This is a genomic window from Olivibacter sp. LS-1, from assembly GCF_008245145.1.
GTDB classification, from domain to species: Bacteria; Bacteroidota; Bacteroidia; order Sphingobacteriales; family Sphingobacteriaceae; genus Olivibacter; species Olivibacter oleidegradans.
Map to the genome: position 1 here is coordinate 6,162,039 of NZ_CP041643.1, position 21,693 is coordinate 6,183,731.

A 21,693-nucleotide genomic window follows, 5' to 3' on the forward strand; every position below is an offset into this window, starting at 1 on the left:
TTTTTCTATCAACTTCAATACGCATAGGTCTCAATCGTCACGGGCCCGAGCAAGCCCGCCGGATGTAGCGGACTATCCCTTCGATAAGGATTGATCGGCAGCCAGGTGGTACGCTTATCTTGTGGGATACCCAGATCACCAATCAGCCGGTTTACCCAAGTATTGACAACTTTGATCTCTAGCTGATTTTTCCCTTCTTGGACAGCAGATGTGATGTCTATTTTATAAGGTGGAGTCCAAGCACCACCTGCATCTTTACCGTTTATCTGGACTTTTGCTAAGGCAATAACGGACCCCATATTAAGGTATACCCGTTGCCCTTCCTTAGGTTTCTGCAGTTGAATGGTCGTTTGATAGTTCGCAGCTCCCGAGTAATAGCGTATTCGCTCATCCGAATGCTTCGACCAATCGCTCAAGCTATCAAAGACTACCGGTTTATCCGGCCCCTGGGCTGTTTGATCGAATATCACCGTCCATGGTTGCCGGATGATCTCCGTTTTTGTAGGAGACGGAAAGTTCAACCGATTTTTCTTCTCATCGAGCTTGTTGGCCTTCCGGAATACAATAAAGGCACTCTCATAGGCTTCGAGCAACAGCGGTACGGTTGTAGTCTGTTCAGTTTGACTAAATTCCGGCAATTCCCGTCGGCTACCATCGATCGCATTCCATAACGCCGGAACCTTGTCGCTAACACGAAATTCAGGTGTTATACGGATCGCTTGATCCGTTTGGTTCGATACAAAATAGATGTCGCCTCCATCCAATCGGCGATGAATAAATAAGGCCGTGTCCCGATCCGCTAATTTAACATCCGGTAATATTTGCAAGCTATCCAATGCCGCTTGCAGGTCCATACCATCCATTACCAAGCCCTTTCCATAAGCATGCGTTTTTATTTGTTTAGCATCGATATTTCCCCACAGTTTGTCAGCCAAGTCCTTTACCTTCTTGTCCGCTTCCCCAAAATGCTGCAAACTGGGCGATCGCTTTGGTTTCGGCCCTAATATCACACCACCATCCCTCACCAGTTCTTCCATTTTTTCGAGCAGCTCCGGACGCATGGTTTCCAACTTCGGTAGCACCAATATACGATAAGACAGCCCATCAGGTAAAACAAAGCGCCCATCCTTCACCTTCAGTCGATCCCGAATGACCTCGCCATTGATATAATCAAAGGAATAACCCTTTGGCAAGGCAGGATCCTGCACCCCCGTCATCTTAGGCGCGTCTTCGCCGATAAAATAAGCCACATCGGCCACGTATTTCCCCTGCTGCAACATAAAATTGCAGCGTTTCAGGTAATCGACAAATAAATCCATATCCGCATACCATGTATTAAAACGGTTAAACTCGTTTCCGAACCAAGCGTTCATTCCCGGCTTTTTATCTTCATAGGCTTGATGAATATAAACATGCAGTAAGGAATTATTGATCCCTTCAGTAAAGAAGCGATCACCCCGTTGTTTCATCAATGCAGGATATCGACCATAGGTGTTTCCCGCAGCCGTGAAGGATTCGGCCGACACCTTATTTTTCCCATAGATGTGTGCCGCGGAAGAAGCTGCCCTGTTTTCGATATTCCCCAGATCACCCTCGCTCCAAAACTCACCACCCACCTCATCCGATTGTCCGCCATATTGTAGAAACTCACCGGGAAAGCCCCAGTGCCCGTAGTTCTCCAACCAAATGCTTAGTCCGTGTTTATGGCTGATATCACGCAATCCGCCCACATACTCATAGGCTACCTTATCGGCAATAAATCGTCTCAAATCCCACAAAAAGCGATCGGATTCATCCTGACTGCCGATAACATAGCCATACATTACGGGGATATAGGGTACAGGATCATAACCGTATTGCTTTTTAAACTTTTCTATGAAATTGTCTGTCCAATTTTGACCGCCCATTTCATAGCTATCCTGAACAGCCACCTTGAACGTTTTCCGATCGGCTGGCGGAATCCGTCGCATAACTTCGCCCAGGAAAGCATCAAAATGCTGAACGACATGGAGGTGATTCATTTTATCGATCTCTAATCCGGTTCCTTCCGGTGAAGCAGGGCCGTTCTTGACACCTGTTGGTACCATGCCGGTTCGTAAAACAATCCAGTCGCCCTTCGGTGCATTCCAAATCAAGGCACCGTCAGCGTCCATTTTATCCGTAATATCCAACACAGTGGTTGGCTTTGTCAACTGTACCGCATCGTCGACAGGAGCTTGTGTCTCCCACAGATAATCATGCCAATAAGGAAGCGGAGTCGGATGCATCTTCGCCAAAACTTTCTCCTTAAAGCGCGCTACACGCGGTAAAGGACTCAGTATTATTTCGGCCAAGGCGGCATTTTCCGAAACTTCCGTAAAGACTAGGCGAAACTTCTTGGCGCGAACAGCTGCAAAAGATACCGATACAGGAGCGTACGGTTCGAAACCGACATTGAGCTGGCTATTGCTACGATCGATCTTAAATGATTTGATTTCCCGGTAACCGGTATCGACCGCAACTTGCAAGCGGACATGAAGCATCATCGCTTGCGCCGCAGGCGTAATGGTTAGGCTTCTGGCACTATAATCCTTATCCGTCGTAAAGGTAATTGCTGTTGCTAAGCCGGCAGGCAGCTTCACATGGGTCTGTGTGTCCTGATCGATCAGTAAGGGGAGGTTCTTTAAGCTAGGTTGTGCCAAAATCTCAGGACTAGCATCCGCAATTGATTGTCCGTATTCTGCACTTGCGGGAAATGCGAGGACGCGCACATCTTGAAAGTTTTCACCCAGCTGCGGCAGTTTAACGGCAACTTGCTTGCCGCCCCTCACCAACGTTTCCGTTGCCCCTAAGTAGCGCATCGCTTGGGCGGGTTTAACCCAAGGCCCGCCCGATTGGCTCCAGCCGGGACTGTTGAATAAACCGATTTCGATGCCTAGCTCACCCGCTCTTTTTAAAGCTGCATGCGTAATTTCCCACCACTCATCCGAAAAAAGTTTGACCTTTCCGTAAGGCACATCTTCTAAACCGATATTGCCGATAAATGCGCGATTAATACCAACAGCTTTCATCGCTTCTAAATCTTTAACAACCCCTTCTTTGGAAATATGATCCGAAATCCAATACCAATAGACGCTTGTTTGGATGGAGTCGGGCGGTTGTTGAAAAGCTTCTTCTAAAGCAGCAAATGATTGATCGGTATCATCGGGGGCGCATTTCCAGCACAGAAAACACGTCCATAGTAAGATAATTGTTCGAAAAAATAGGAAACGCCAATAATTCATATTTTGATTAGGTAATAATCGGTAATTTCTTAGCCAATATAGCTTTTATTATGTATTTCTTCATCCTGTTCTATCCTGATAGGAGCTATTAGCTGTAAACTATAAGCGGTAAGCTTTAGGCAGTAGGCTATAGGCTTTCGGATATCAGCTTTCAGCCATCAGCTTATTTCCCTAGCTCGAGGCCTTAGCGGCTATAACTATAGGCCTTAAGCCATAAGCGGCAAGCTTTAGGCAGCAACTGTCCCACCGTTGATCATTTATCACTCATATACTCTATTAAATTGCAAGTTTTCAGGCCACATTTTTTTCGGAGCTGTTTACATTTTTTTCTCTCGGATCCAGACATATATAATCTCTTGAATATGGCGTTCTGTTCTTTACCACACTGTAGACCGTTCTTAATAATTTGTTCATAACATTGTCCATGATTAGAAAATGGGGCTTTCCTTCCTGCTGCTTTTTCCGGTAATACAGCTGGTATTCCTTATTGTGTTTAACCGCCGCTTTTGCACCCATATACAGCAGCGTTTTGAGTGCTCTGTCAGCAAAAGGACTTGTCCTGGACTTTCCCACCATATTGCCCGAGCTATTGGGGAACGGACATACCCCTGCGTAGGAGGCCGCCTTTCTGGCCGTATCGATCACCTTGAAGTTTCCCGTTTTGATGATCATCTCCCTTGCGATGACAGGACCAACTCCCAGTACAGATACTGATAGCGAGTAATTCTCCTTAAAATCACCATCATTCATAATTATCTCCCGTATTTCCTTTTCAACCTGTTCCACCTGATCATCAAGTGCGTCCAATGAGGCTTTTAGGATTAGGTTGGCCGCTACACTCTGCACCGGCAGCTGATCCCTTGCATGGGCCCCTGTCCGGAGCTCCTTGCGGGCTTTGACCAGCTGCGAGCGAAGTGAATAAAGCTGCCGCAGTTCCGACATATGCTCTCCCTGGTATTCCCGGAACGACAGCTTATCGTTAAACCGTTCCCCATATTCCCGTAAACGGAATGCATCGACCGGATCTGATTTCCCCTTTACAAGACCCAGGCTGTGCCTGACCGTATAGCCCGGAACAAGGGCTATGCCAACCCCGTACTGGTTGCACAGGAACACCAATACATCCCCATATGTCCCCGTATGCTCTGCACACAGGATTGATCCCATCGGTACCTCCCTGAGAAATCCACATATCGCTGAAAACTCATTTTTCACTGTTCTGTGCTTTTCTTTTCCGTTTACATCAAGAAAGTTTACATCAAACTTTTCCTTTGATAAATCTATTCCATATACTTGCATAAACTTTTTGTTTTATGCTCCGTATTGAGTGGCTAACATCGTGATAATGGGTTCTGCCCTAAATACTCTCTGGCTTTAACTCAATATATCTGCTGTCCTTAATATGAGTGTTAGGTTCTGCCTGTCATTCATCTAAAGTTAGGGCAGCAGATGGAGCTTTTTTATCCAAAGATATATCGCACGTTTTATTCCCATTTCTTCTCTTTATTCTTTAGAGTACAAACTAACGATCGTTCATCACTACCTAACTAGTTCCCTACTCAACTCTTTAACTACTCAACGCCTCCCACATAACTCGATAAACGTCTATAGCGGTCAATTCACCCGTATTTTGCTTCGTTGCGTCACTCATGATTACCGGATAATAAGCGGGATCGATTGCCAGGCTACCATGCGAACCTTTAACAAGGGTTGCGTCTAAAGGGATCACATCCATCACATAGCGGAGACCCAGTTTTTTCCGCAGCAGTTTATAAAAAGCTCGTCCTTTAGATGTCATAAAGAGCTCCACCGGATCATAGCCGGGTTTTTTATGAATATCTACAGCGCGGGCATAATCCGGTGCCTTTTTATCATCTAACCAAAAATAATAAGTAAACCAACTCTGTGCATCCGCCATTAGCAAGAGGTCGCCCGACCGCTCATGCTGTATATGATAAGCCTGTTGCGCATCCCGATCCAGTATTAATTTCACCCCTTCAAGTTGCGCTAACAATTGTTGGATCATCGGAATTTTACGCTTATCCTGTACATAAATATGAGCAACTTGATGATCAGCTACAGCAAATGCCGCCGAAGCCCCGGGATCGAGCAGTTCCAAACCGCGTTCTACCCTAACTTGCAACAAACCCTCCTTCCGCAATAATCGATTCACATGGATTGGCCGATTAACGGGACAAATTCCGTACTCCGATAAAATAATAATTCGCGCCTGTTGTTCCTGATAATAATGGACCAGCTGTTGCACAACGCGATCAATTTCCATTAGACTCTGCCTTATTTCGGAGGCATGAGGGCCATATTTTTGTAAACCGTAATCCAAATGCGGCAAGTATATAAAGCTTAAAGTCGGATCAAAACGTTTATCCGTAAGCATGGCGGCGTCGGCTATCCATTGGGTTGACTTAATATTTGCACCGGGACCCCAAAATTGAAACAAAGGAAATTGCCCTAGACGATGTTGTAAATAATCTCTCAGCTCGGCAGGCCGACTATAACAATCGGGAATTTTCCGTCCATCGGCCAGATAATTTGGTCGAGGCGTAACCGAGTAGTCTGCCTGCGAGTACATATTATACCAACCGAACAATTGCGCGCATGTAAAGTCAGGATCTAGCTCCTTCGCTTTTTCCCAAATCTTGTCGCTTAACACCAATTTATTCGATTGTTTCCAAAATTTTACTTCACAATCGATCCGATCATACCAGCCGTTTCCTACAATCCCATGTTCCTTGGGCCACTTGCCTGTTAGATAGGTGGATTGCACCGACGTTGTTACCGCCGGCAACATCGGCGCAATACGTTGCAATCCATGTTCCGCGGCATAAGCTTGTAAAAACGGGGTGTGCTCCCCTATCAGCGAACTTGATAAGCCAACCACATCCAGTACAACGGTCTTATGTAACATCTCCATTAAATAATTTGATCCTTGACCCAGTTAATCTCCCTAGCTACCGAGCTTACCAAAGGCATTTTCAATGCTTGCGGTAAGACTTCCCAGGTATAGGTTTCGACCTCAATATAATCGCTCAATTTTGCTGATCGCTGCAAACTTAAAATTTGCCGCACATCGTTTTGTGTAGAAGCAATATTTCCATAATTATCTATAAACAAAGGTACGTGAAAGTGCGCCCGCCACTCTTCCACATCAGGGTTGTCCACATCCAAGAGTGCATCGGGTAAATCACGATATCGGATCAAACCGTTCCCGGTGGTTTTTGCAATCACCTGATGGAGGTAGGTATCTTCATTAAATGCATTAAACACTTCCTTTAGCTGGTTCCTATCTCCCGTTAGGGGTGACATGGAGGCTTTAATGGCCGCGCTGGCCTGTATTTTCCCAATTTGTATGCCTTCACTTCTAATGGCTTCTATTATCTCCTCGTGTTGTTCATAACCCACAGCGAAGTGGCAGACATCGTAACATAGCTGAATGTAACGCTTCAGTATCCCTGCTGCTTCCACATCAGATAGATGATGAGCAGCGGAAAGCAAGCGGCTACCGGTAGGGATTAAGTCGTTTATATACCAATCCAAAAACTCGTCTCCATTTTCCAAAAGGCCATCCGGTTCGGGTTCGATATCCAAATGCAAGTGTATACCTTTTTCCTGCTCAATCTGTCGGAGATAGATCGCCACAGCGACGATGTTTTGGGTCGCTACGTTTCGCCTTTCCTGACAATTGTGCGGTTCCCAATGCCTATAGCTTAATGGAGAGGTTGATATGCTCCCATGCATTCCTTCCGGCAACAACACAGCCAAGATATCAAAGAGTCGTTTTGTATAACTTAAACGTTCATTGGTAGTCCAATCCGGTTGGTGTACCAAGTCTTTCACGCTGGTTTGGTGGAAAGCACCGTAGGGGAACCCATTCATAGTAAATACGTAAAGCTGTTCTTGCTTTAGCCAGTCTTTAAAGGCTGCCAGCTCCGCTGGCTGAATCAATGTTCGACTGGCCTCTTCCGAAACGCGGAGCCCTATCCCCATCCGTTGTAGCGGAGCTACTTGCTCTTTAATCGCCGGAAGAAATGTCTGTAACACTTTAAAGTGTGCCGACCAACTTTCGCCGGCATGTATATTCGTACAATAAGTTAAATGTCCATTTGCTGTATACATAATTTCAAATTTAATCTGGAAGCGAAACCAATTTCCTTTGTTGTTGAGCTTCATCTAACTTCTTTAAACGTGCAAGCGCTTCCCTAATCCGATCGTGATCCATTTCATGTACCTCCAGACCTACACCCACCGCACGTAGCAGCATAATGGTCAGTTTACCTCCTAAATGTTCTCTAAACTCTTCCAAACCGTCGAGTAAATCGGATATGACCCTTTCATCTTTTAATAGTTGATGGAAAATAGGTAATTCATAAGCTTGCAGTACACGCAGTATTTCCTTGTAATCACATTCATTTAAATATCCCTGTAAAAAAGAATACGTTGTATCCAGTGCAATACCAATGGCAACAGCTTCGCCATGCAATATTTGAAAGTCACTCAGCTGTTCTATTTTATGCGCACTCCAGTGCCCAAAGTCTAGGGGACGTGAAGATCCCAGTTCAAAAGGATCGCCACTCGCGATGTGGTCCATATGTAATTGCGCACTTCTCCAGATCAAATATTTCATGGTATCAGCATTTCGCTTTAGAATACCATCCACCTGATCACGCAGCCATTCAAAGAAAGTTGCATCTTTGATAAGCGCTACTTTAATCGCTTCAGCAATCCCGGCAACCCAATGCCGATCGCTCAATGTTTCTAATAATTGATAGTCATTAAAAACAGCAATCGGTGGTGCAAAGGTTCCGAGGAAGTTTTTCTTACCGAAAAAATTGATTCCATTCTTTATGCCGACCCCTGAATCGTCTTGAGACAGCACGGTGGTGGGTATGCGGATGTGTTTGATCCCTCGGTGCGAAACAGCCGCGGCATAACCGGCCACATCCAATACACTTCCGCCACCAATAGCAACCACAAATGAATGGCGATCGACTTTATGCCGATGGATAGCTTCAACAATTTGATTAAAGTAATACGGACTATTCTTCACCACCTCGCCACCCGGGAGGATTATTTTTTCTTTCACAAGCGCTAAATGTACCTGCCGCTGAAAGTACACATCGATTTGCTCGAGGAGGCCCGGATGAGCAAGGCTCAGCTCCTCGTCTATTACAAAAAGTAATTGACGAACCAAACCAGGCTTTAGGTAAGGCGCTAGCGCATCCCTAAATAAAGAATTATCGATTGAAAAGATATTTTCACTAAAGTATACCTCGTACTGAAAGGTCACTGTCAAATGCTGCTTTAAAATGTGTTTCATGCGATAGTTTTGTTTAAGTAACCGCGAAAAATCGCGCAATGCAAATCGAAAGGGGCAATAGTAACAAGATGATTCCGGTTAAGACGAAGGCACTGCTAGCCATTGCCCAAGCGGCGTTCACGACGATCAAGCCGATGATACCCGCTTTTACCGCTTTACCAACGTTTCCTGCATCGGCATCTAGCATGGCTCGAAACAAGGGAGGATAGATGACGATCACCAACACAACCAAACAGGATAGGGTATAAGCAAAGGAATGATGGATATATGCAAATAAGCCAATAGCCGCAATCACGAGCGTATATGCACCGGTGGCTATCATAGCGTTGGATTTCCGACCTCCATGAACTTCCCCGCTACTAATCAAGGTGATTGCGGCAATATAAACGATGGGCACGAGCGATATGTATCCCATAGCTAACAGGTTGTGGGAAGCAATCGCTATTCCCAGCAAAAGATTAGCCCCTCGGCAAAGTCCCATCACCAGTGGGCCAAACAGCCGGTGATGTTTTGCCCATTTATTATAAAGAAGTGCTGCGCATACAATGAAGCCCGCAATCGTACCCGCTGCAATATTGACCGTACAAGCAGCTAAAAGTCCGAATACAAAGAAAAGACTTCCAAACAGCGCAGCCTGTCTAACAGAGACCTTTCCGCTGGGTATAGGTCTTTCGGAACGTTCGAATCGATCGATTGCCGCATCAAAAACATCATTGAAAACAATTCCACCACCATACAAGCCGATCGTTGCCATGCAGAGCCACAGGATATCCGTCTCGCCAATGCCGACGGCATCGCTGGAGGCTGTCGACAAAGCTATCCCGGCCAGTACATCACTTATAGCGGTTAAAATGTTTGCCGGTCGCAACAACCGTAGGTAGTATTTTATTTTTCCCATATCAGCTAATGATGATCGATGACTTGTCTATCCGTGGTTGCTGCCCTCCGCGGAGCACACTATTACCCGCAAACTTTTCGCGTTGGTCTACCTTTGCTTTCACGACGAAATCCTGCGGATCAAGTTGACCGCTCCGGGCGAAAGCCGTTATGGCATTTTGATAAGTTACCAGGCGAATTTCTTCATCACTGATTCCTTTCGCTTTCATGAGCGCCGCGGTTTTTGGAACCGCTAGGGGGTCACTAATCCCCCAATCCGCGGCCGAATTAATCATGATACGCGCTGCTCCATATCTTTTCACCAATTCTACCATGCGCTCGTTGCCCATCTTCGTAAAAGGGTAAATCGTAAAAGCTGCCCAAAAGCCCCTGCTCAGGACCTCTTCAACAGTTTCCTCGTTATTGTGATCGATAATGAGTTGATCAGGGGCCAACCCATGCTCTAAAGCAATTTCCATACTCCGAAGCGTACCTCGTTTTTTATCGCGGTGAGGTGTATGAACCTGCACCGGTAACCTTGCCTTTTTCGCCAGTTCCAGTTGCAGGCGGTAATAATGCTCCTCCGCAGCTGTTTGATCGTCAAAACCGATTTCGCCAATACCCACCACCCCCTCTTTATGTAAAAACAAAGGCAATAATTCCATTACTTGCGCCGCCAAAGCGGTATTATTCGCCTCTTTGGCGTTTAATCCAATCGTACAATAATGTTTAATCCCAAATTGCGACGCTCGGAATCGCTCCCATCCGATCAAACTACTATAGTAATCCTTAAAGGTATGCGCGCTGGTTCGGGGTTGACCTAACCAAAAGGCCGGTTCAATAATGGCAACAATACCTGCATCCGCCATCGCCTGATAATCGTCGGTTGTACGGGATGTCATATGGATATGCGGATCAAAGAAATTCATCTCTTTTACCGTTTCCAACAAGTCGACACTTAAAGGGGATACAGCATCTTCCCCATTTATAAACAATTGGTTTCCACACATAAGTTTTACGCTACTAATTCATGTTAAAAGAATAGTTCTTTTCGCTCAAACTGAGCAATTCCCGCACAGGGAGGCTTACAGTCCTACCCGCCGCCTCACGTTCCGCTACATAATCTAAAAGCGCCGAAATAAGCGGTTCATTCATACGTGCATATATTCCGACTATATACGCTAACTGCATGTCATTAAAGATTGCTTTCAAGATGAGTTGATTCCATGCGGCATTATCCAGATAGAAAAAGGGATAGGGGTTGTCATACATAATAGCCTCATGTACAAGTCCAATATTCATCCGAATTCCTTCCACACAGACCGATTTCCAATGATCAGGGTATTCCAAAACGATCAGCGAACTATATAAGGCAACCATTTCGGATATATCGGCATAATCAAATAAATGATTTAACACCTGGACATAATCAGCTTCCATCAAGTCTCTTAAATTTAGCAGTAGTAACATACGCGCTAATCGATGCGTATCCCAGGCACGCATCTGAAAACCCGGCGCGATCAACTGCAAGGCTTCGCGATCCGCGTCCAATAATTCAACCGCCTTTTTCGGTAATATTCTACTCAGCGATGAAAAGGTACCATAAATATGATCGGAACTCATCTTCACCTTACCAAGCTGTTCCTCCAGCCACTTCCAATCATTGATTTCAAAGTTTAATTGCCCAATGCGATAAGCTAACCCATTAAGCTGGCTTTTAGTTTCTTCGTTCATATCTTGCTAGATCAGGCACTTACATAATAATTCAATCCCAATGCGGTACTGATAATCAGTAGCCCAAAAAATTCCCGCGTTTTTTCAATGTAGGGTTTCGTGGCCTGCATACTTTCCACGATGCTCTGCCGCTTATATTTGGTAAACCAATCCAGCACCCCATCCTTCACAAAAAAGAGAATAGAGGCGTAGGCGAGGTAAAATCCGATGGCCCCTAAATAGACTATATGGAAGTACCTATTCAATACGGCAAGTCCGCAGAGCACCGCTGCTAACACATAAATGGGAACCCATAACCAAGAGTCTTTGTCGTTTAAATTGAAATAAGCAAAGAGTAAGAACGACAAAAAGAAAATAATATTCAGTATCTGTAACCACCACATAATCAATAGTTTTAGTGCAGTATTTTCAATTTCATATCCCTAAATTCCACCCTCATTGGCGGACCAACGTGAATCTGAACACCGATGAAGCCTGCATCGCGGCGATTTTTACCGTCATTGTCAAGCACTTCACTCATCAAAACACCATTGATATAATGTTGCAAGCTATTTCCTTTTGCGACGATCCGACAGGTATTCCAATCGTTTGCTTTAATCGCTGCCCGAAGCTTCGCGTCTTCACCAAGGGTGCCTTTTACCATCAATCCTGTCCAGGCATTGTTCTTTACTTCACCACCATTAGCATCCGGGACTTCAACGACCTGTCCACGATAAGCGAGTGTGGTCCGTTTACGCTCTTCATAAAGTTGCCCGGTATAGTTATTTTTCCCATCTATATCGGCTTGATATCCCTTTAAGGCAAATGGCGTATCCTCAAGCTGTTCGCTCCGATAATTTATTCCACTATTACCGGCGTCCGAAATTTTATACTGCAAAGTCAAGTCGAAATCCGCGGGTTGCCCTCCCTTCCATATCAAGAAGGTATTCCGCTTCAAGGGTTCGTCAGTGGCCTTACGTTCACCTATTATTTTTCCGTCTTCTACCCGCCAATAGCTCGTATCACCTTCCCATCCCCTAAGTGTCTGACCATCAAACATAAGCACGTATTCGCCGTCTGCCGACGCCTGATGGCTATTGTTGCTTTCGCTGGTGGATTGACTGCAAGCGCCGAACGGCAGTATAAGCAGTAAACAAGCGATTAAGTCTCGCTCGAAGCGCTTCTTTATTATTTTTTCCATAATCTATTTAGATTTTCAGATCAATTATTGTGTTTCCGCTGCCCATACCACATCCGTCTGCTGCCATTGGCCGGACGAGGCAGAATGAAGGACGGCTTCGCAGACCTTTTGCGTTTCTAAGGCATCCCGAAAGCTTGGTGCACAAGCTTGTCCGCTCTCCAGACTATGCAGAAAGTCTGCTACCTGATGTACAAAAGAATGCTCATAGCCTATTGAAAGGCCGGGAACCCACCATTTATCCATATAAGGTTGATCGCCATCGGTAACGAGAATCGATCGCCATCCCCTTAGCTCCGACTCATCCCGGTGGTTAAAGTAATCCAATCGGTTCAAGTCATGCAGATCCCATTTTAATGAGCCGTGCTCCCCATTAATCTCAAAGGTGTACAATGCTTTATGACCACGGGCGTAGCGTGTCGACTCAAAAAGTCCAAGAGAGCCATTTTCAAAATGGCAATGAAAAATACAGGCATCATCAATTTTTACATCCTGCAGCCGTCCCGTCTCCTCATGCATTCGTTGTTTAACAAAAGTTTCCGTTACAGCCGATACATCCTTGATAGCACCATTTAACCACATCGCCGTATCGATGCAATGTGCCAATAAATCGCCTGTGACTCCTGAGCCGGCGGCGTTTGCATCCATACGCCAGAAAGCTTTTCCTCCCTGTGGAAGATGCTCATTAATCGTCCAATCTTGCAGAAAATTAGCGCGATAATGAAAAATACGACCTAATTTGCCGCTATCAACGATCTTTTTTGCCAGCGTAACAGCCGGTATTCTGCGGTAATTATACCACACGGTGTTTTTTACCCTTGCCTGTTCAATGGCCTTAACCATGGATGCTGCCTCTGGCAACGTTCGGGCCAATGGCTTTTCACATAAAATCATTTTCCCTGCTTTAGCCGCGGCAATTGCTATTTCGGCGTGCATATTATTGGGCGTACAGATATCAATCGCGTCAATATCATCGCGGGCTATTAACCTATTCCAATCCGTTTCGTAAGACTCATACCCCCATTGTTGGGCAAAAGCGGCTACTTTTTCTTTATTTCTTGCACAAACAGCTTTTAAAATTGGCCGGTAACTAAGTTCGGGGAAAAAATCGCCCACTCTCTTGTAGCCATTTGTATGCGTTCTTCCCATAAAACCGCATCCAACCAAACCTATTCTAATTTCTTTCGTCATGATCTTTCTATGTTTAGTAAACACCTTATTCAGCTGCGTACCAGCCATGTCGCTCCCTTACCTGAACCATAGCCCTTAAGATATCATCCCAAGTATCTTGTTTTTCCATAACCGTATTGGGAAACATGCAGCCATCCCAACAGATGTGGTTAAAAGCTTTTGTTAATTCACCATGACTATCTCTTAACCAAAACCCGGCATCCGTAGCGATATCAAGCTTTCCATTAGGATCACTCGCTAGGCAATGGCGTCCGGTCTTATCGTGCGAGCCGGATCCGAAAACGGTGCCATCGTTCTGCGCCACATGAAAATCAATTGTCCAGGGTCTTAACTGTTCAGTCAGTTCGCGTAAGCCCGCCTGAAAGGTTCCTCGATCGCTCCATTCAAAATCTGTCGGCAAGATGCGATCTTCCGGACTGTTATACCCTAGCAAGTATAAAAGTGTATGCGCCATATCTGCCTGAAAACCGATATTAGGCCTATTTACCTGTTCCAAGGTATCTAACATCACCCGCCAGCTATGCATCCCTCCCCAACATATTTCGCCCTCTGCCGCAAGCCTTTCTCCGAAACCTTCGGCAACATCACAAGCCTCGCGAAAGGTTTGTGCTATCAGTTTGCTATTTGCCACTGGATTTTTTAGCCACTCATTTACACTGGAAGCCGAATCAATGCGGATTACATTATTCGTCCTGATTCCTAATTTTCGCAGTTTTTCACCGAAACGGCAGGCCCTGCGTACCACATCCACGAAGCGCCTTCTCTCCTCCGCATATCCCATTGCTGCTCCGCCCGAAGGGTGCCAAACCGGCGCTACCAAGGTGCCGATTACCAGGTCGAGTGTCCCTACTTTATCCACCAATTGTTTGATTTCGTCATCAGAAGCGTCCATCCGAATATGCTCGTCGAAAAGCCCCAAATCTATACCGTCGAACTTAACACCATCCACCACCGCTGTTGCCGTCCGTTCCAGCAGCGTATCCAGCGAAATGATTGGTTCAGCTCCTTCACCTTTTCCAACAACACCGGGCCAGGTAGCATTATGTAGTTTGGGAAAATTGTTCTTCTTCATAATTTGATTGTTTTACAATGAATTTGGATTTTGCCTAAAAGTTGGTTTTATCTAAATCAGGATTAGCAGGACCGAAGTGTTTCAATAAGACCATCGGATCAACACGTGAATAATTGCTGATGGTAACACCATTTACTGCAGCCTTTTCCGATACGAAAAACTCATCATTAGTAAGCTGGTTGTACCGAATGAGCGCCGGAGTTTCAACCTCCCAAATACCTAGCTTTCCACGGCCTTGCATCATAATCAATCCGTAGGCGGCGCCATCATATATCGTCACCGTTTGGCCTGGCAGAATGGTCAGTTCCTTCGCGCTAAAGGCGTCAGACTTATAACATATCCATTTTTCCTCATAACCCATTTCTCTCATCTCCGCCATTGATTTTACCGGCACAGGACGCATGAAGCGATTTTTCATCATATGGGGATCTACGTTCAACTCCCAATCGATCACATCCAGCAATTCGTCAAAATCGCCGATACGCTCTTTGGGCGTACCATTCCATAATAGCTCTTCGGGTATAACGGCCTCGTTGACGAGCGATTGGTACATCGCAAAGACATCCGAAGCTTTCTGCGGCTCATAAGTACATAAACTGCCCGGTGCGTGAAGCAAACCGGGTGGGACGTCCCACCCCGTACCAGGCTCCAAGCGGAATGCTTGTGAAAAATTGGTAATCTTATTATCGCCTTTTGAAAAATTCATCAAACAAGTTTTTATTTGATCCTTCGTTGTACCGGGCGCGATTCCCATAAACGTATAAGGGAAGTCGCCCCCATGATTATTCAGCTGTGGCGGAAAATAATAGGCTTCCGGTTTGCCCTGTTGACCGATGAGTGCTGCTTTCTCATCATTATGATGGATATGATGTGGAAGTGGGCCCATATTGTCAAAAAATTTGGAATACATCGGCCAGCTTTTGTAAGCATCCCATAGACGTTGACCGATTAATTCGCCTTTGAGTAGTTCAACAGCATCACGGAGCAGGGCCTTTTGCACGGTAGAACCCTCTTCATACACAATAAAGCTTAAGCCCTCGTGCTCGCCTGTTAATGGGCCATTTTTAGCGGGTGTCGTGGATGAGAGCCAGCGTTCGTCAATACCCCCTCGTTCGCCACCCAATATGTAGTAATCGTCCGGATGTAATTTAATACGCCTACCGGGTACACAGAAAGATCGGGGCACCCAATTGGGTGCTAATCTTAATATCCCCCCTCCCTGTTCCATTGCTTTTTGAATAATATTCATCCTATCTTTATTTAAAAGTTTACAATTCGTCTGTATACGTTGAAAGCAGCTTTTCAATAGCCGCCTGTTGGCTGATCACGTCAAGCGTTAGCGTGTAACCACGCGATTCGCCCGGTTTCAATAAAATCAATTGCTGCTGCGCTCTCGCTTTATGTTGACCAATCGGCGGATGCGTACCCGGCTCCAAGCCGGTAACGTATTCGCCCCGCCCCCAATGCTGCCAGTTTGTTAGCCAAGGAAGCTGGCTTTTTTGAAAGGATAAGGAAACAGCCAAGCCGAGGTGCTCGTTATACACACCACATTGGCATTTCCCGTTCGGATCACTCTTGACGTCGATAAAGGCAGCCTCTTCCCCTTGTCCGTTATGGATCGACAAAGGCGCGCTACATTTTTTGAAAGCTTTACCTTCCTTAAAGAGTTTATTTTTTGCTCCCGTCTCTCGTGCTTCCCAGCTCCCATGCCATAACAGTCGGCTTCCTTCGTCCACTAAAGGCCAACCGAAATTGAAGTGATAGAGTAGCATATGAGGTACGGCCGTATTCCCGTAATTGGTAATACGATCATCGATATAGATTGCGGGCTTTCCCAACACAGCCCGGATCGTCCTTTTTAGCTCAAGATTAGGCCCTAGCGGGTGCCCTTGTCTGATGATTCCCGTCATAGACATCGTAGGTTCAGCATCACGCAGATCCGGTTGGATAACAGCGATTATTTCAGCAGGTGAATTACTGATTTGATCGTGTAAACCGCGTGCACCAAAATCATCCTGCTCGGGCCCACCTGTATGAGTAAGCCCACAGGTTACTAATAAACCACCTCCAAAAGTTCGCAGCCAATCGGTACCGCGATCTGCAAATGGTTGTGCCTTCATGACGCCTAAGCGACTTAACCAGGATAGGCTATGCTGATTAAAGAAGGCCTCCGCGATGTCCATTGCCCGATCGATGACGACCTTAAACCGCAAGCCTGCGCCGGTATTAATCCAAGCAATACGGGTTCCCGCCCCAAGGCCATTATCCAACACCGAGGTTTCTATCCCACCCAGTTGACTGGGATTAGTGACTTTTTCTAACCAGTTACCTCTTTGCTTGTCATCCATCATTTAGCTTTCTTGGGTTTGAACAATTCACTTTCGGCATTTCCCCCCGACTTCAGGTAGGCCATCAGGTCTTTAAGTTCCGCTGGATTTAATACATTGATCGTACCCGGAGGCATCATGGAAACTTCTGCTATCTTGCTAGCCATCACACTTTTCTTAGGGATTTGCTTTAAGACCTGTGGTGCATAAGGGTTTTGCGAAACATAATAATTCTCTTCGTCCTCATTTTTAAGTCGGCCTAAAATAGAACTGCCATCTTTCAGCGTAAAGACCGTGGAGGCATACTGATCTGAAATAACCTTATTGGGTTCGATAACTGATTCCAAAATGTCCTTCATGGTAAAACGTGTACCCAGCTGCGTTAAGTCGGGCCCGATAGAACCACCCTCACCCCGTACCGTATGGCATGATTTACAACGAATCGCGGCAAATAGCGCTGCCCCTCTTTTAAAATCACGATCGCCTGAGTCTTTTTCGACAATCGGCAGGGCATCCTCCATCTTCCAATTTTTACCCGGACCCTTTGGTCCTTCCCCCTCAAAAGCCAAGGAAGTGCCGGTAGCACTCAAAAGCGAATCGCCGGATAATTTATTATAATGGACGTATTCACTTTTCCCAACCTTTTGTAAGGCCCGTTTTCGCGCTCTGTCCAAAAAGCCGATATAGCTATTGCCTCCTTTATATCCAAAGGCATCGTAAAACCATTTAAAGTATACCTCGCGCAGTTGCGTTGTCCACCCGCTTTCTGCCACACTCAATACGGTAGCAAAATAGATTTGCTGTGCAGGTGGCATTTTGGCCAACATATTGGCAATATCCAAGCCATATTGTGGGTTCCGCAAAATCAGGTCGGAAGACTGTGTAACGGTTTCTCGACCGGCCGTGTCATCTTTAGCCGTATATAACAAAGGAACGGTTTTCTCTACTACATCTTTGGCATCAAGGGCGACCAAGATCTTGCTTAATTGTTGATTTAACGCATTATTCCCCGAAGGATACAAACTTCCGATCTGCTGTATAATCACCTCCTTGTCCTGCCTTTTAGGAATACCTAAGCGCGCGATCGTCAGTTCATAAGCTCTAAGCAAATTTTGCTGCATGACCAATGGCAAACTGGCAATCTCAACCGTTGCCATTTTTTTCAGCATGCTGCTTTGTAATGCCGGCTCACCCGTTCGCGCCAAAGCGATCATCGCCTCTGTTAAGGTCGTTACATTTCTTTCACGCAGGGCTAAGTCTATCCAGCTTGCCACCGGTTGATGCTCAATGGCTATCCGGGCTGCATAACGTATAAAACGGTCTTTATATTTAAGATAGGGCCAAAGCTTAGCAGCCGTACCGGGAGCAGCGGCATGGTGATACTGCTCTAATTCTTTCCGAAGCTTGTGCAGATAGCTTGTCTGAGCCTGGTTTTCTTTTGTTTTATCGAGGTTTATTTTTTTGAAGTCCTTATAGTAGACCCGATAAAGATCTGATTCCAGTTTTCTTCCACCTGTTAAAAAATACAAGGCACCATCCGGGCCGATTTCACCGTCGGTCAAGGCGAGCGGTGAGCCGGAAATGAACTCCTCTGCTTTGGCTTGATAGCTTGCCCCTTTTGCCCCAAGCTGTATGCTATAAATCATACCAAAACTCCAATCAAAAGCCAGCAGGCTATTTCGGTACTTTTCAGGGAATCGGGCATTATAAGCGAACATCAGATTCGTTGGTGATCCTTGTCCGATATTTAACAGCGCCGGTAAGTTATCGGGATAGTACGCCGGCCACTTATCATTGCCCTTTCGCCAACCAAATTCAGCGCCACTGGTTACATGGCAAATTCGCGTCGGACGATACCAAGGCATTCCAAAGTCCCATTCCATATCCGAATCATAAGTAAAGAGCTCTCCCTCCCGATTAAAAGCAATATCAAAAGGATTTCGGAAACCGGAACTAATCAGTTCCCACTGCGAACCCACGGAATCTGTTTTGGCAATCCATCCACCCTTATCATAGCTATCCGCATCGTGCCCTTGAGGGTCTAAAATCATACGGAAGAGATTATCCCTTTGCCAAGTGGGTGGTAATTTGTAGTGATCCATTTGCGGGAGATCGGTAAAATTGCCAGCCACTACATAGATGGATGTACTATCAGGGCCTAAGACAACGCTGTGCGGTCCATGTTCACCCGCCCCTTCCAATGCGACCAATTGAGTAATTTTGTCAAACTGGTCGTTATTGTCTGTGTCCTGGAGGCGATATAAACCGCTACCCTTTGAAAACTCGTCATTTGCTTTATGATTCACCATAACATACAGGCTGTTATGTGCCCATAAAAGTCCCTGAGCGAAACCCATTCCGATCGTTTTATCAGTAGTATCCTTCCCGGATCCCTCCACTTTAGGAAAGTCAAGTTTTTGGATTACCGGTTTCACCGTTGAATCCGAACCGATAGGCGGTAATTCGATACGATAGAGAGAACCAAACTGATCGGATGTGATCATTCGTCCCTTCTGGTCGAATGTCATAGCCACCCAAGAGCCCAATTCATTGTCTGAAGGGCTATAAATATGTTCTGCCACAAAATCAGGTGGCAAAACGATTTTTTTTACTTTAGGGTCTACTTCTATTATTTTTTCCGGTTCTTCGCGACAGCCAACAAAGATCAACGATATGATCAGTGCCAGCCATAACACGTTACGCTTATATGATTGCATATACGATTTCTTGAATTGTTTTAGAATAATACATTAAAGGCAGGGCTACTGCATTTAGCATCTAAAGGATGTTTATGTTTATTAATCGTTTTTATTGATTGTTCTTATTGATTGTTCTTTATGCTTGATCATAAAGAACCAAACAACCGAGAAGCTTGCTTCGAGCTCATGAATACCCTTTAAAACAAACACAAATGAATAATCAAGGCTGTCCAGTTCTCGCTAAAAATTCCGTTCCCCGTACACCGTTCTGCGGAGCCGCTCCCGCTCTCAATTCCATCCCTTCGCTTTTTCGCAGAACGTTTTTTCCGATCCTTCTAACTGAATTTTCTTTACGCTCATCCTGGAAGGCCATCATTCCCTATTCGCCATCCCGGCATAATCGTTCAGAAATGCTTGAATGACCTTGAAGAATATCGTAGCAACGAGCAACAAAACATTAGTCCATCACTCATTTTAGCAAAAAGAAAAAAATCCATTTTGCGGTGCCTGATTAAACGATTACCATCCCGGATTCTGTTCAAATCCATTTAACCGAATTTCACGCTCGGGAATTGGGTATAAAAGCATATATTCCTGTATGTTATAGGAGGCCTTGCTTAAACGAGATAGTCGCTGCTTTTCTTCGATTCCGTGTTGCGTTATCACTTCGATCGCTTTAGCCGTTCGAAGTAATTGAAACCATCGATGATTTTCAAAAGCAACCTCTACCCTTTGTTCGTGCGCAATCGCGTCACGAAGTTCCGTCTGGCTTAAACCCGACAGTGGTTGTAAGCCGGCTCTTGTACGTACCTGATTTAGATAAGGGGAAGGATCTCCTCCCTGTTCGTTTATCGCTTCTGCCAGCATGAGTAACACGTAAGCGTAGCGGTATATAGGCCAATTTTCATTAGCGCGACCGTCTTCCAAGAAAGGTGGATGATAGTATTTTTTAATAAAGGGGATTTTGCCACCAAAAGCTACCGCTTCTTGAAATGACGCATTGGACGGATCGTCAAATAATTGAATAGAGGCATCTCTACGAATGTCGCCGTTTTCATAAGCGTTCCATATACTTGGCGTGGGGATGTTTGTTCCTCCCAGTTTCCCGGGAAAGCCGGTGAGCTGCATCTTCCCGTTGTTGGGGCCAAATATGAAAATAAAATTGCCTGCCTCAGTTTGTAATGCAGCATCGTATTGAATAGAGAAGACATCTTCCGCATTATTCTTTGTTGCAGGATTAAAATTATCCGCATAATTAGGTAACAAAGAATAGTTTAAGGTTGTTACTTGGGTTAAAGTGGACGCGGCCAGCTCATATTCTTTCCTCGTTAGGTAGATCTCCCCCAATAGGGTTAGCGCAGCGCCTTTTGTTGCGCGACCAATTTCTGCACCGCTATACGACTCGGGTAAACTTGCCACGGCTCCTTGCACATCGCTTATAATCTGCTCATAAACCTGTTCAATCGCTGCGCGTCCTTCTGAAAAGGCCTTTTCGGGTTCGGCAACTTCATGAATCAATAAAGGCACCTTGCCAAAAAGACGAACTAAGTAAAAATATTGTAGGGCCCTTAGAAACTTCGTTTCTCCAATATATCTATTTTTTAACGTTTCATCCGCAAAAGGCACGGCATCTACCCGATCCAATATAACGTTGGTTTGTTGAATATTATCGTATAAAATTCGCCAACACGTGTTGACATAATTATTGGTTGAAGTAATCATGAATTCATCAATCTCCTCGCGTTGCTGTGCCCCCCGATCTGTTTCGTCGAACTGATAGTTGGTATTATCTGCGCGCATTTCGGTCAGCGCCCAGAAATCACTTGTATATAAAGTCTGTAAGGATGCATATGCTCCATTTACAGCTCTTAAAATCTGTCCCTCCGTTTGATAATAATTCTGATCACTTGAAAATGAGTAAGGTTCTACGTCCAGTAGATTCTTACAGGATGCACTAAGCAATAGCAAACATCCTACTATATAGATTCTGATCTTCATGAGAATAATTTTCTTTTAATG

The 21,693-nt window shown here is 45.3% G+C and carries 17 protein-coding genes; all 17 read right to left on the reverse strand.

Features of this window, described 5'->3' with window-relative positions:
• Positions 1-14 precede the first annotated feature (14 nt).
• Entirely contained in the window at positions 15-3,263 is a 3,249-nt protein-coding gene (locus FKG96_RS25770) for a glycosyl hydrolase (protein WP_130858597.1), read from the reverse strand.
• 291 nt (positions 3,264-3,554) lie between these two features.
• The gene (locus tag FKG96_RS25775; RefSeq protein WP_130858598.1) at positions 3,555-4,562 is read right to left on the reverse strand and encodes an IS110 family transposase; all 1,008 of its coding nucleotides are present in this window, start codon (positions 4,560-4,562) and stop codon (positions 3,555-3,557) included.
• A gap of 268 nt (positions 4,563-4,830) precedes the next feature.
• Positions 4,831-6,189: an alkaline phosphatase family protein gene (locus FKG96_RS25780; protein ID WP_130858152.1), complete on the reverse strand. Its 1,359-nt coding sequence runs from the start codon at positions 6,187-6,189 to the stop codon at positions 4,831-4,833.
• Between the two features lie 5 nt (positions 6,190-6,194).
• Positions 6,195-7,397: a metabolite traffic protein EboE gene (gene eboE / locus FKG96_RS25785; RefSeq protein ID WP_165447068.1), complete on the reverse strand. Its 1,203-nt coding sequence runs from the start codon at positions 7,395-7,397 to the stop codon at positions 6,195-6,197.
• A 10-nt stretch (positions 7,398-7,407) separates the two neighbouring features.
• A complete protein-coding gene (locus FKG96_RS25790; protein WP_149106275.1) occupies positions 7,408-8,598 on the reverse strand; it encodes a 3-dehydroquinate synthase in 1,191 nt (396 codons plus the stop codon).
• Between the two features lie 13 nt (positions 8,599-8,611).
• Positions 8,612-9,496: a UbiA-like protein EboC gene (eboC, locus tag FKG96_RS25795; RefSeq protein ID WP_130858155.1), complete on the reverse strand. Its 885-nt coding sequence runs from the start codon at positions 9,494-9,496 to the stop codon at positions 8,612-8,614.
• 1 nt (position 9,497) lies between these two features.
• On the reverse strand, positions 9,498-10,484 hold the full coding sequence (locus FKG96_RS25800) for a TatD family hydrolase (protein ID WP_130858156.1): 987 nt from the start codon (positions 10,482-10,484) through the stop codon (positions 9,498-9,500).
• Between the two features lie 13 nt (positions 10,485-10,497).
• A complete protein-coding gene (locus FKG96_RS25805; RefSeq protein ID WP_130858157.1) occupies positions 10,498-11,208 on the reverse strand; it encodes an EboA domain-containing protein in 711 nt (236 codons plus the stop codon).
• 11 nt (positions 11,209-11,219) lie between these two features.
• Entirely contained in the window at positions 11,220-11,591 is a 372-nt protein-coding gene (locus tag FKG96_RS25810) for a transmembrane 220 family protein (RefSeq protein ID WP_013663763.1), read from the reverse strand.
• Between the two features lie 11 nt (positions 11,592-11,602).
• Positions 11,603-12,388, reverse strand: a complete 786-nt coding sequence (locus FKG96_RS25815) for a DUF1080 domain-containing protein (RefSeq protein WP_130858158.1) — start codon at positions 12,386-12,388, stop codon at positions 11,603-11,605.
• Positions 12,389-12,412: 24 nt separating this feature from the next.
• Entirely contained in the window at positions 12,413-13,576 is a 1,164-nt protein-coding gene (locus FKG96_RS25820; RefSeq protein ID WP_130858159.1) for a Gfo/Idh/MocA family protein, read from the reverse strand.
• A gap of 25 nt (positions 13,577-13,601) precedes the next feature.
• Positions 13,602-14,648, reverse strand: a complete 1,047-nt coding sequence (locus FKG96_RS25825; RefSeq protein ID WP_130858160.1) for a TIM barrel protein — start codon at positions 14,646-14,648, stop codon at positions 13,602-13,604.
• A 34-nt stretch (positions 14,649-14,682) separates the two neighbouring features.
• Positions 14,683-15,897 carry a hypothetical protein gene (locus FKG96_RS25830; RefSeq protein WP_130858161.1) on the reverse strand — a complete coding sequence of 405 codons (1,215 nt, stop codon included), beginning with the start codon at positions 15,895-15,897 and terminating at the stop codon, positions 14,683-14,685.
• 19 nt (positions 15,898-15,916) lie between these two features.
• Positions 15,917-16,999, reverse strand: coding sequence for an aldose 1-epimerase family protein (locus tag FKG96_RS25835; protein WP_242627388.1), 1,083 nt, complete (start codon positions 16,997-16,999; stop codon positions 15,917-15,919).
• On the reverse strand, positions 16,996-19,692 hold the full coding sequence (locus tag FKG96_RS25840) for a c-type cytochrome (protein ID WP_130858162.1): 2,697 nt from the start codon (positions 19,690-19,692) through the stop codon (positions 16,996-16,998). The genes FKG96_RS25835 and FKG96_RS25840 overlap by 4 nt, the downstream gene beginning before the upstream one ends.
• A gap of 202 nt (positions 19,693-19,894) precedes the next feature.
• Positions 19,895-20,050, reverse strand: a complete 156-nt coding sequence (locus tag FKG96_RS26890) for a hypothetical protein (protein ID WP_165447069.1) — start codon at positions 20,048-20,050, stop codon at positions 19,895-19,897.
• A gap of 143 nt (positions 20,051-20,193) precedes the next feature.
• Positions 20,194-21,672 carry a RagB/SusD family nutrient uptake outer membrane protein gene (locus tag FKG96_RS25845; RefSeq protein WP_130858163.1) on the reverse strand — a complete coding sequence of 493 codons (1,479 nt, stop codon included), beginning with the start codon at positions 21,670-21,672 and terminating at the stop codon, positions 20,194-20,196.
• Between the last annotated feature and the right edge of the window lie 21 nt (positions 21,673-21,693).

Excerpts from the sequence above, each read along its gene's own strand:
- FKG96_RS25835 (WP_242627388.1), bottom strand. The coding sequence starts at position 16,999 with ATGATGGATGACAAGCAAAGAGGTAACTGGTTAGAAAAAGTCACTAAT.
- FKG96_RS25805 (WP_130858157.1), bottom strand. The coding sequence starts at position 11,208 with ATGAACGAAGAAACTAAAAGCCAGCTTAATGGGTTAGCTTATCGCATT.
- eboC (WP_130858155.1), bottom strand. The coding sequence starts at position 9,496 with ATGGGAAAAATAAAATACTACCTACGGTTGTTGCGACCGGCAAACATT.
- FKG96_RS25825 (WP_130858160.1), bottom strand. The coding sequence starts at position 14,648 with ATGAAGAAGAACAATTTTCCCAAACTACATAATGCTACCTGGCCCGGT.
- FKG96_RS25830 (WP_130858161.1), bottom strand. The coding sequence starts at position 15,897 with ATGAATATTATTCAAAAAGCAATGGAACAGGGAGGGGGGATATTAAGA.
- FKG96_RS25845 (WP_130858163.1), bottom strand. The coding sequence starts at position 21,672 with ATGAAGATCAGAATCTATATAGTAGGATGTTTGCTATTGCTTAGTGCA.
- FKG96_RS25770 (WP_130858597.1), bottom strand. The coding sequence starts at position 3,263 with ATGAATTATTGGCGTTTCCTATTTTTTCGAACAATTATCTTACTATGG.
- FKG96_RS26890 (WP_165447069.1), bottom strand. The coding sequence starts at position 20,050 with ATGATGGCCTTCCAGGATGAGCGTAAAGAAAATTCAGTTAGAAGGATC.
- FKG96_RS25820 (WP_130858159.1), bottom strand. The coding sequence starts at position 13,576 with ATGACGAAAGAAATTAGAATAGGTTTGGTTGGATGCGGTTTTATGGGA.
- FKG96_RS25780 (WP_130858152.1), bottom strand. The coding sequence starts at position 6,189 with ATGTTACATAAGACCGTTGTACTGGATGTGGTTGGCTTATCAAGTTCG.
- FKG96_RS25800 (WP_130858156.1), bottom strand. The coding sequence starts at position 10,484 with ATGTGTGGAAACCAATTGTTTATAAATGGGGAAGATGCTGTATCCCCT.
- FKG96_RS25790 (WP_149106275.1), bottom strand. The coding sequence starts at position 8,598 with ATGAAACACATTTTAAAGCAGCATTTGACAGTGACCTTTCAGTACGAG.
- FKG96_RS25810 (WP_013663763.1), bottom strand. The coding sequence starts at position 11,591 with ATGTGGTGGTTACAGATACTGAATATTATTTTCTTTTTGTCGTTCTTA.
- eboE (WP_165447068.1), bottom strand. The coding sequence starts at position 7,397 with ATGTATACAGCAAATGGACATTTAACTTATTGTACGAATATACATGCC.
- FKG96_RS25775 (WP_130858598.1), bottom strand. The coding sequence starts at position 4,562 with ATGCAAGTATATGGAATAGATTTATCAAAGGAAAAGTTTGATGTAAAC.
- FKG96_RS25840 (WP_130858162.1), bottom strand. The coding sequence starts at position 19,692 with ATGCAATCATATAAGCGTAACGTGTTATGGCTGGCACTGATCATATCG.
- FKG96_RS25815 (WP_130858158.1), bottom strand. The coding sequence starts at position 12,388 with ATGGAAAAAATAATAAAGAAGCGCTTCGAGCGAGACTTAATCGCTTGT.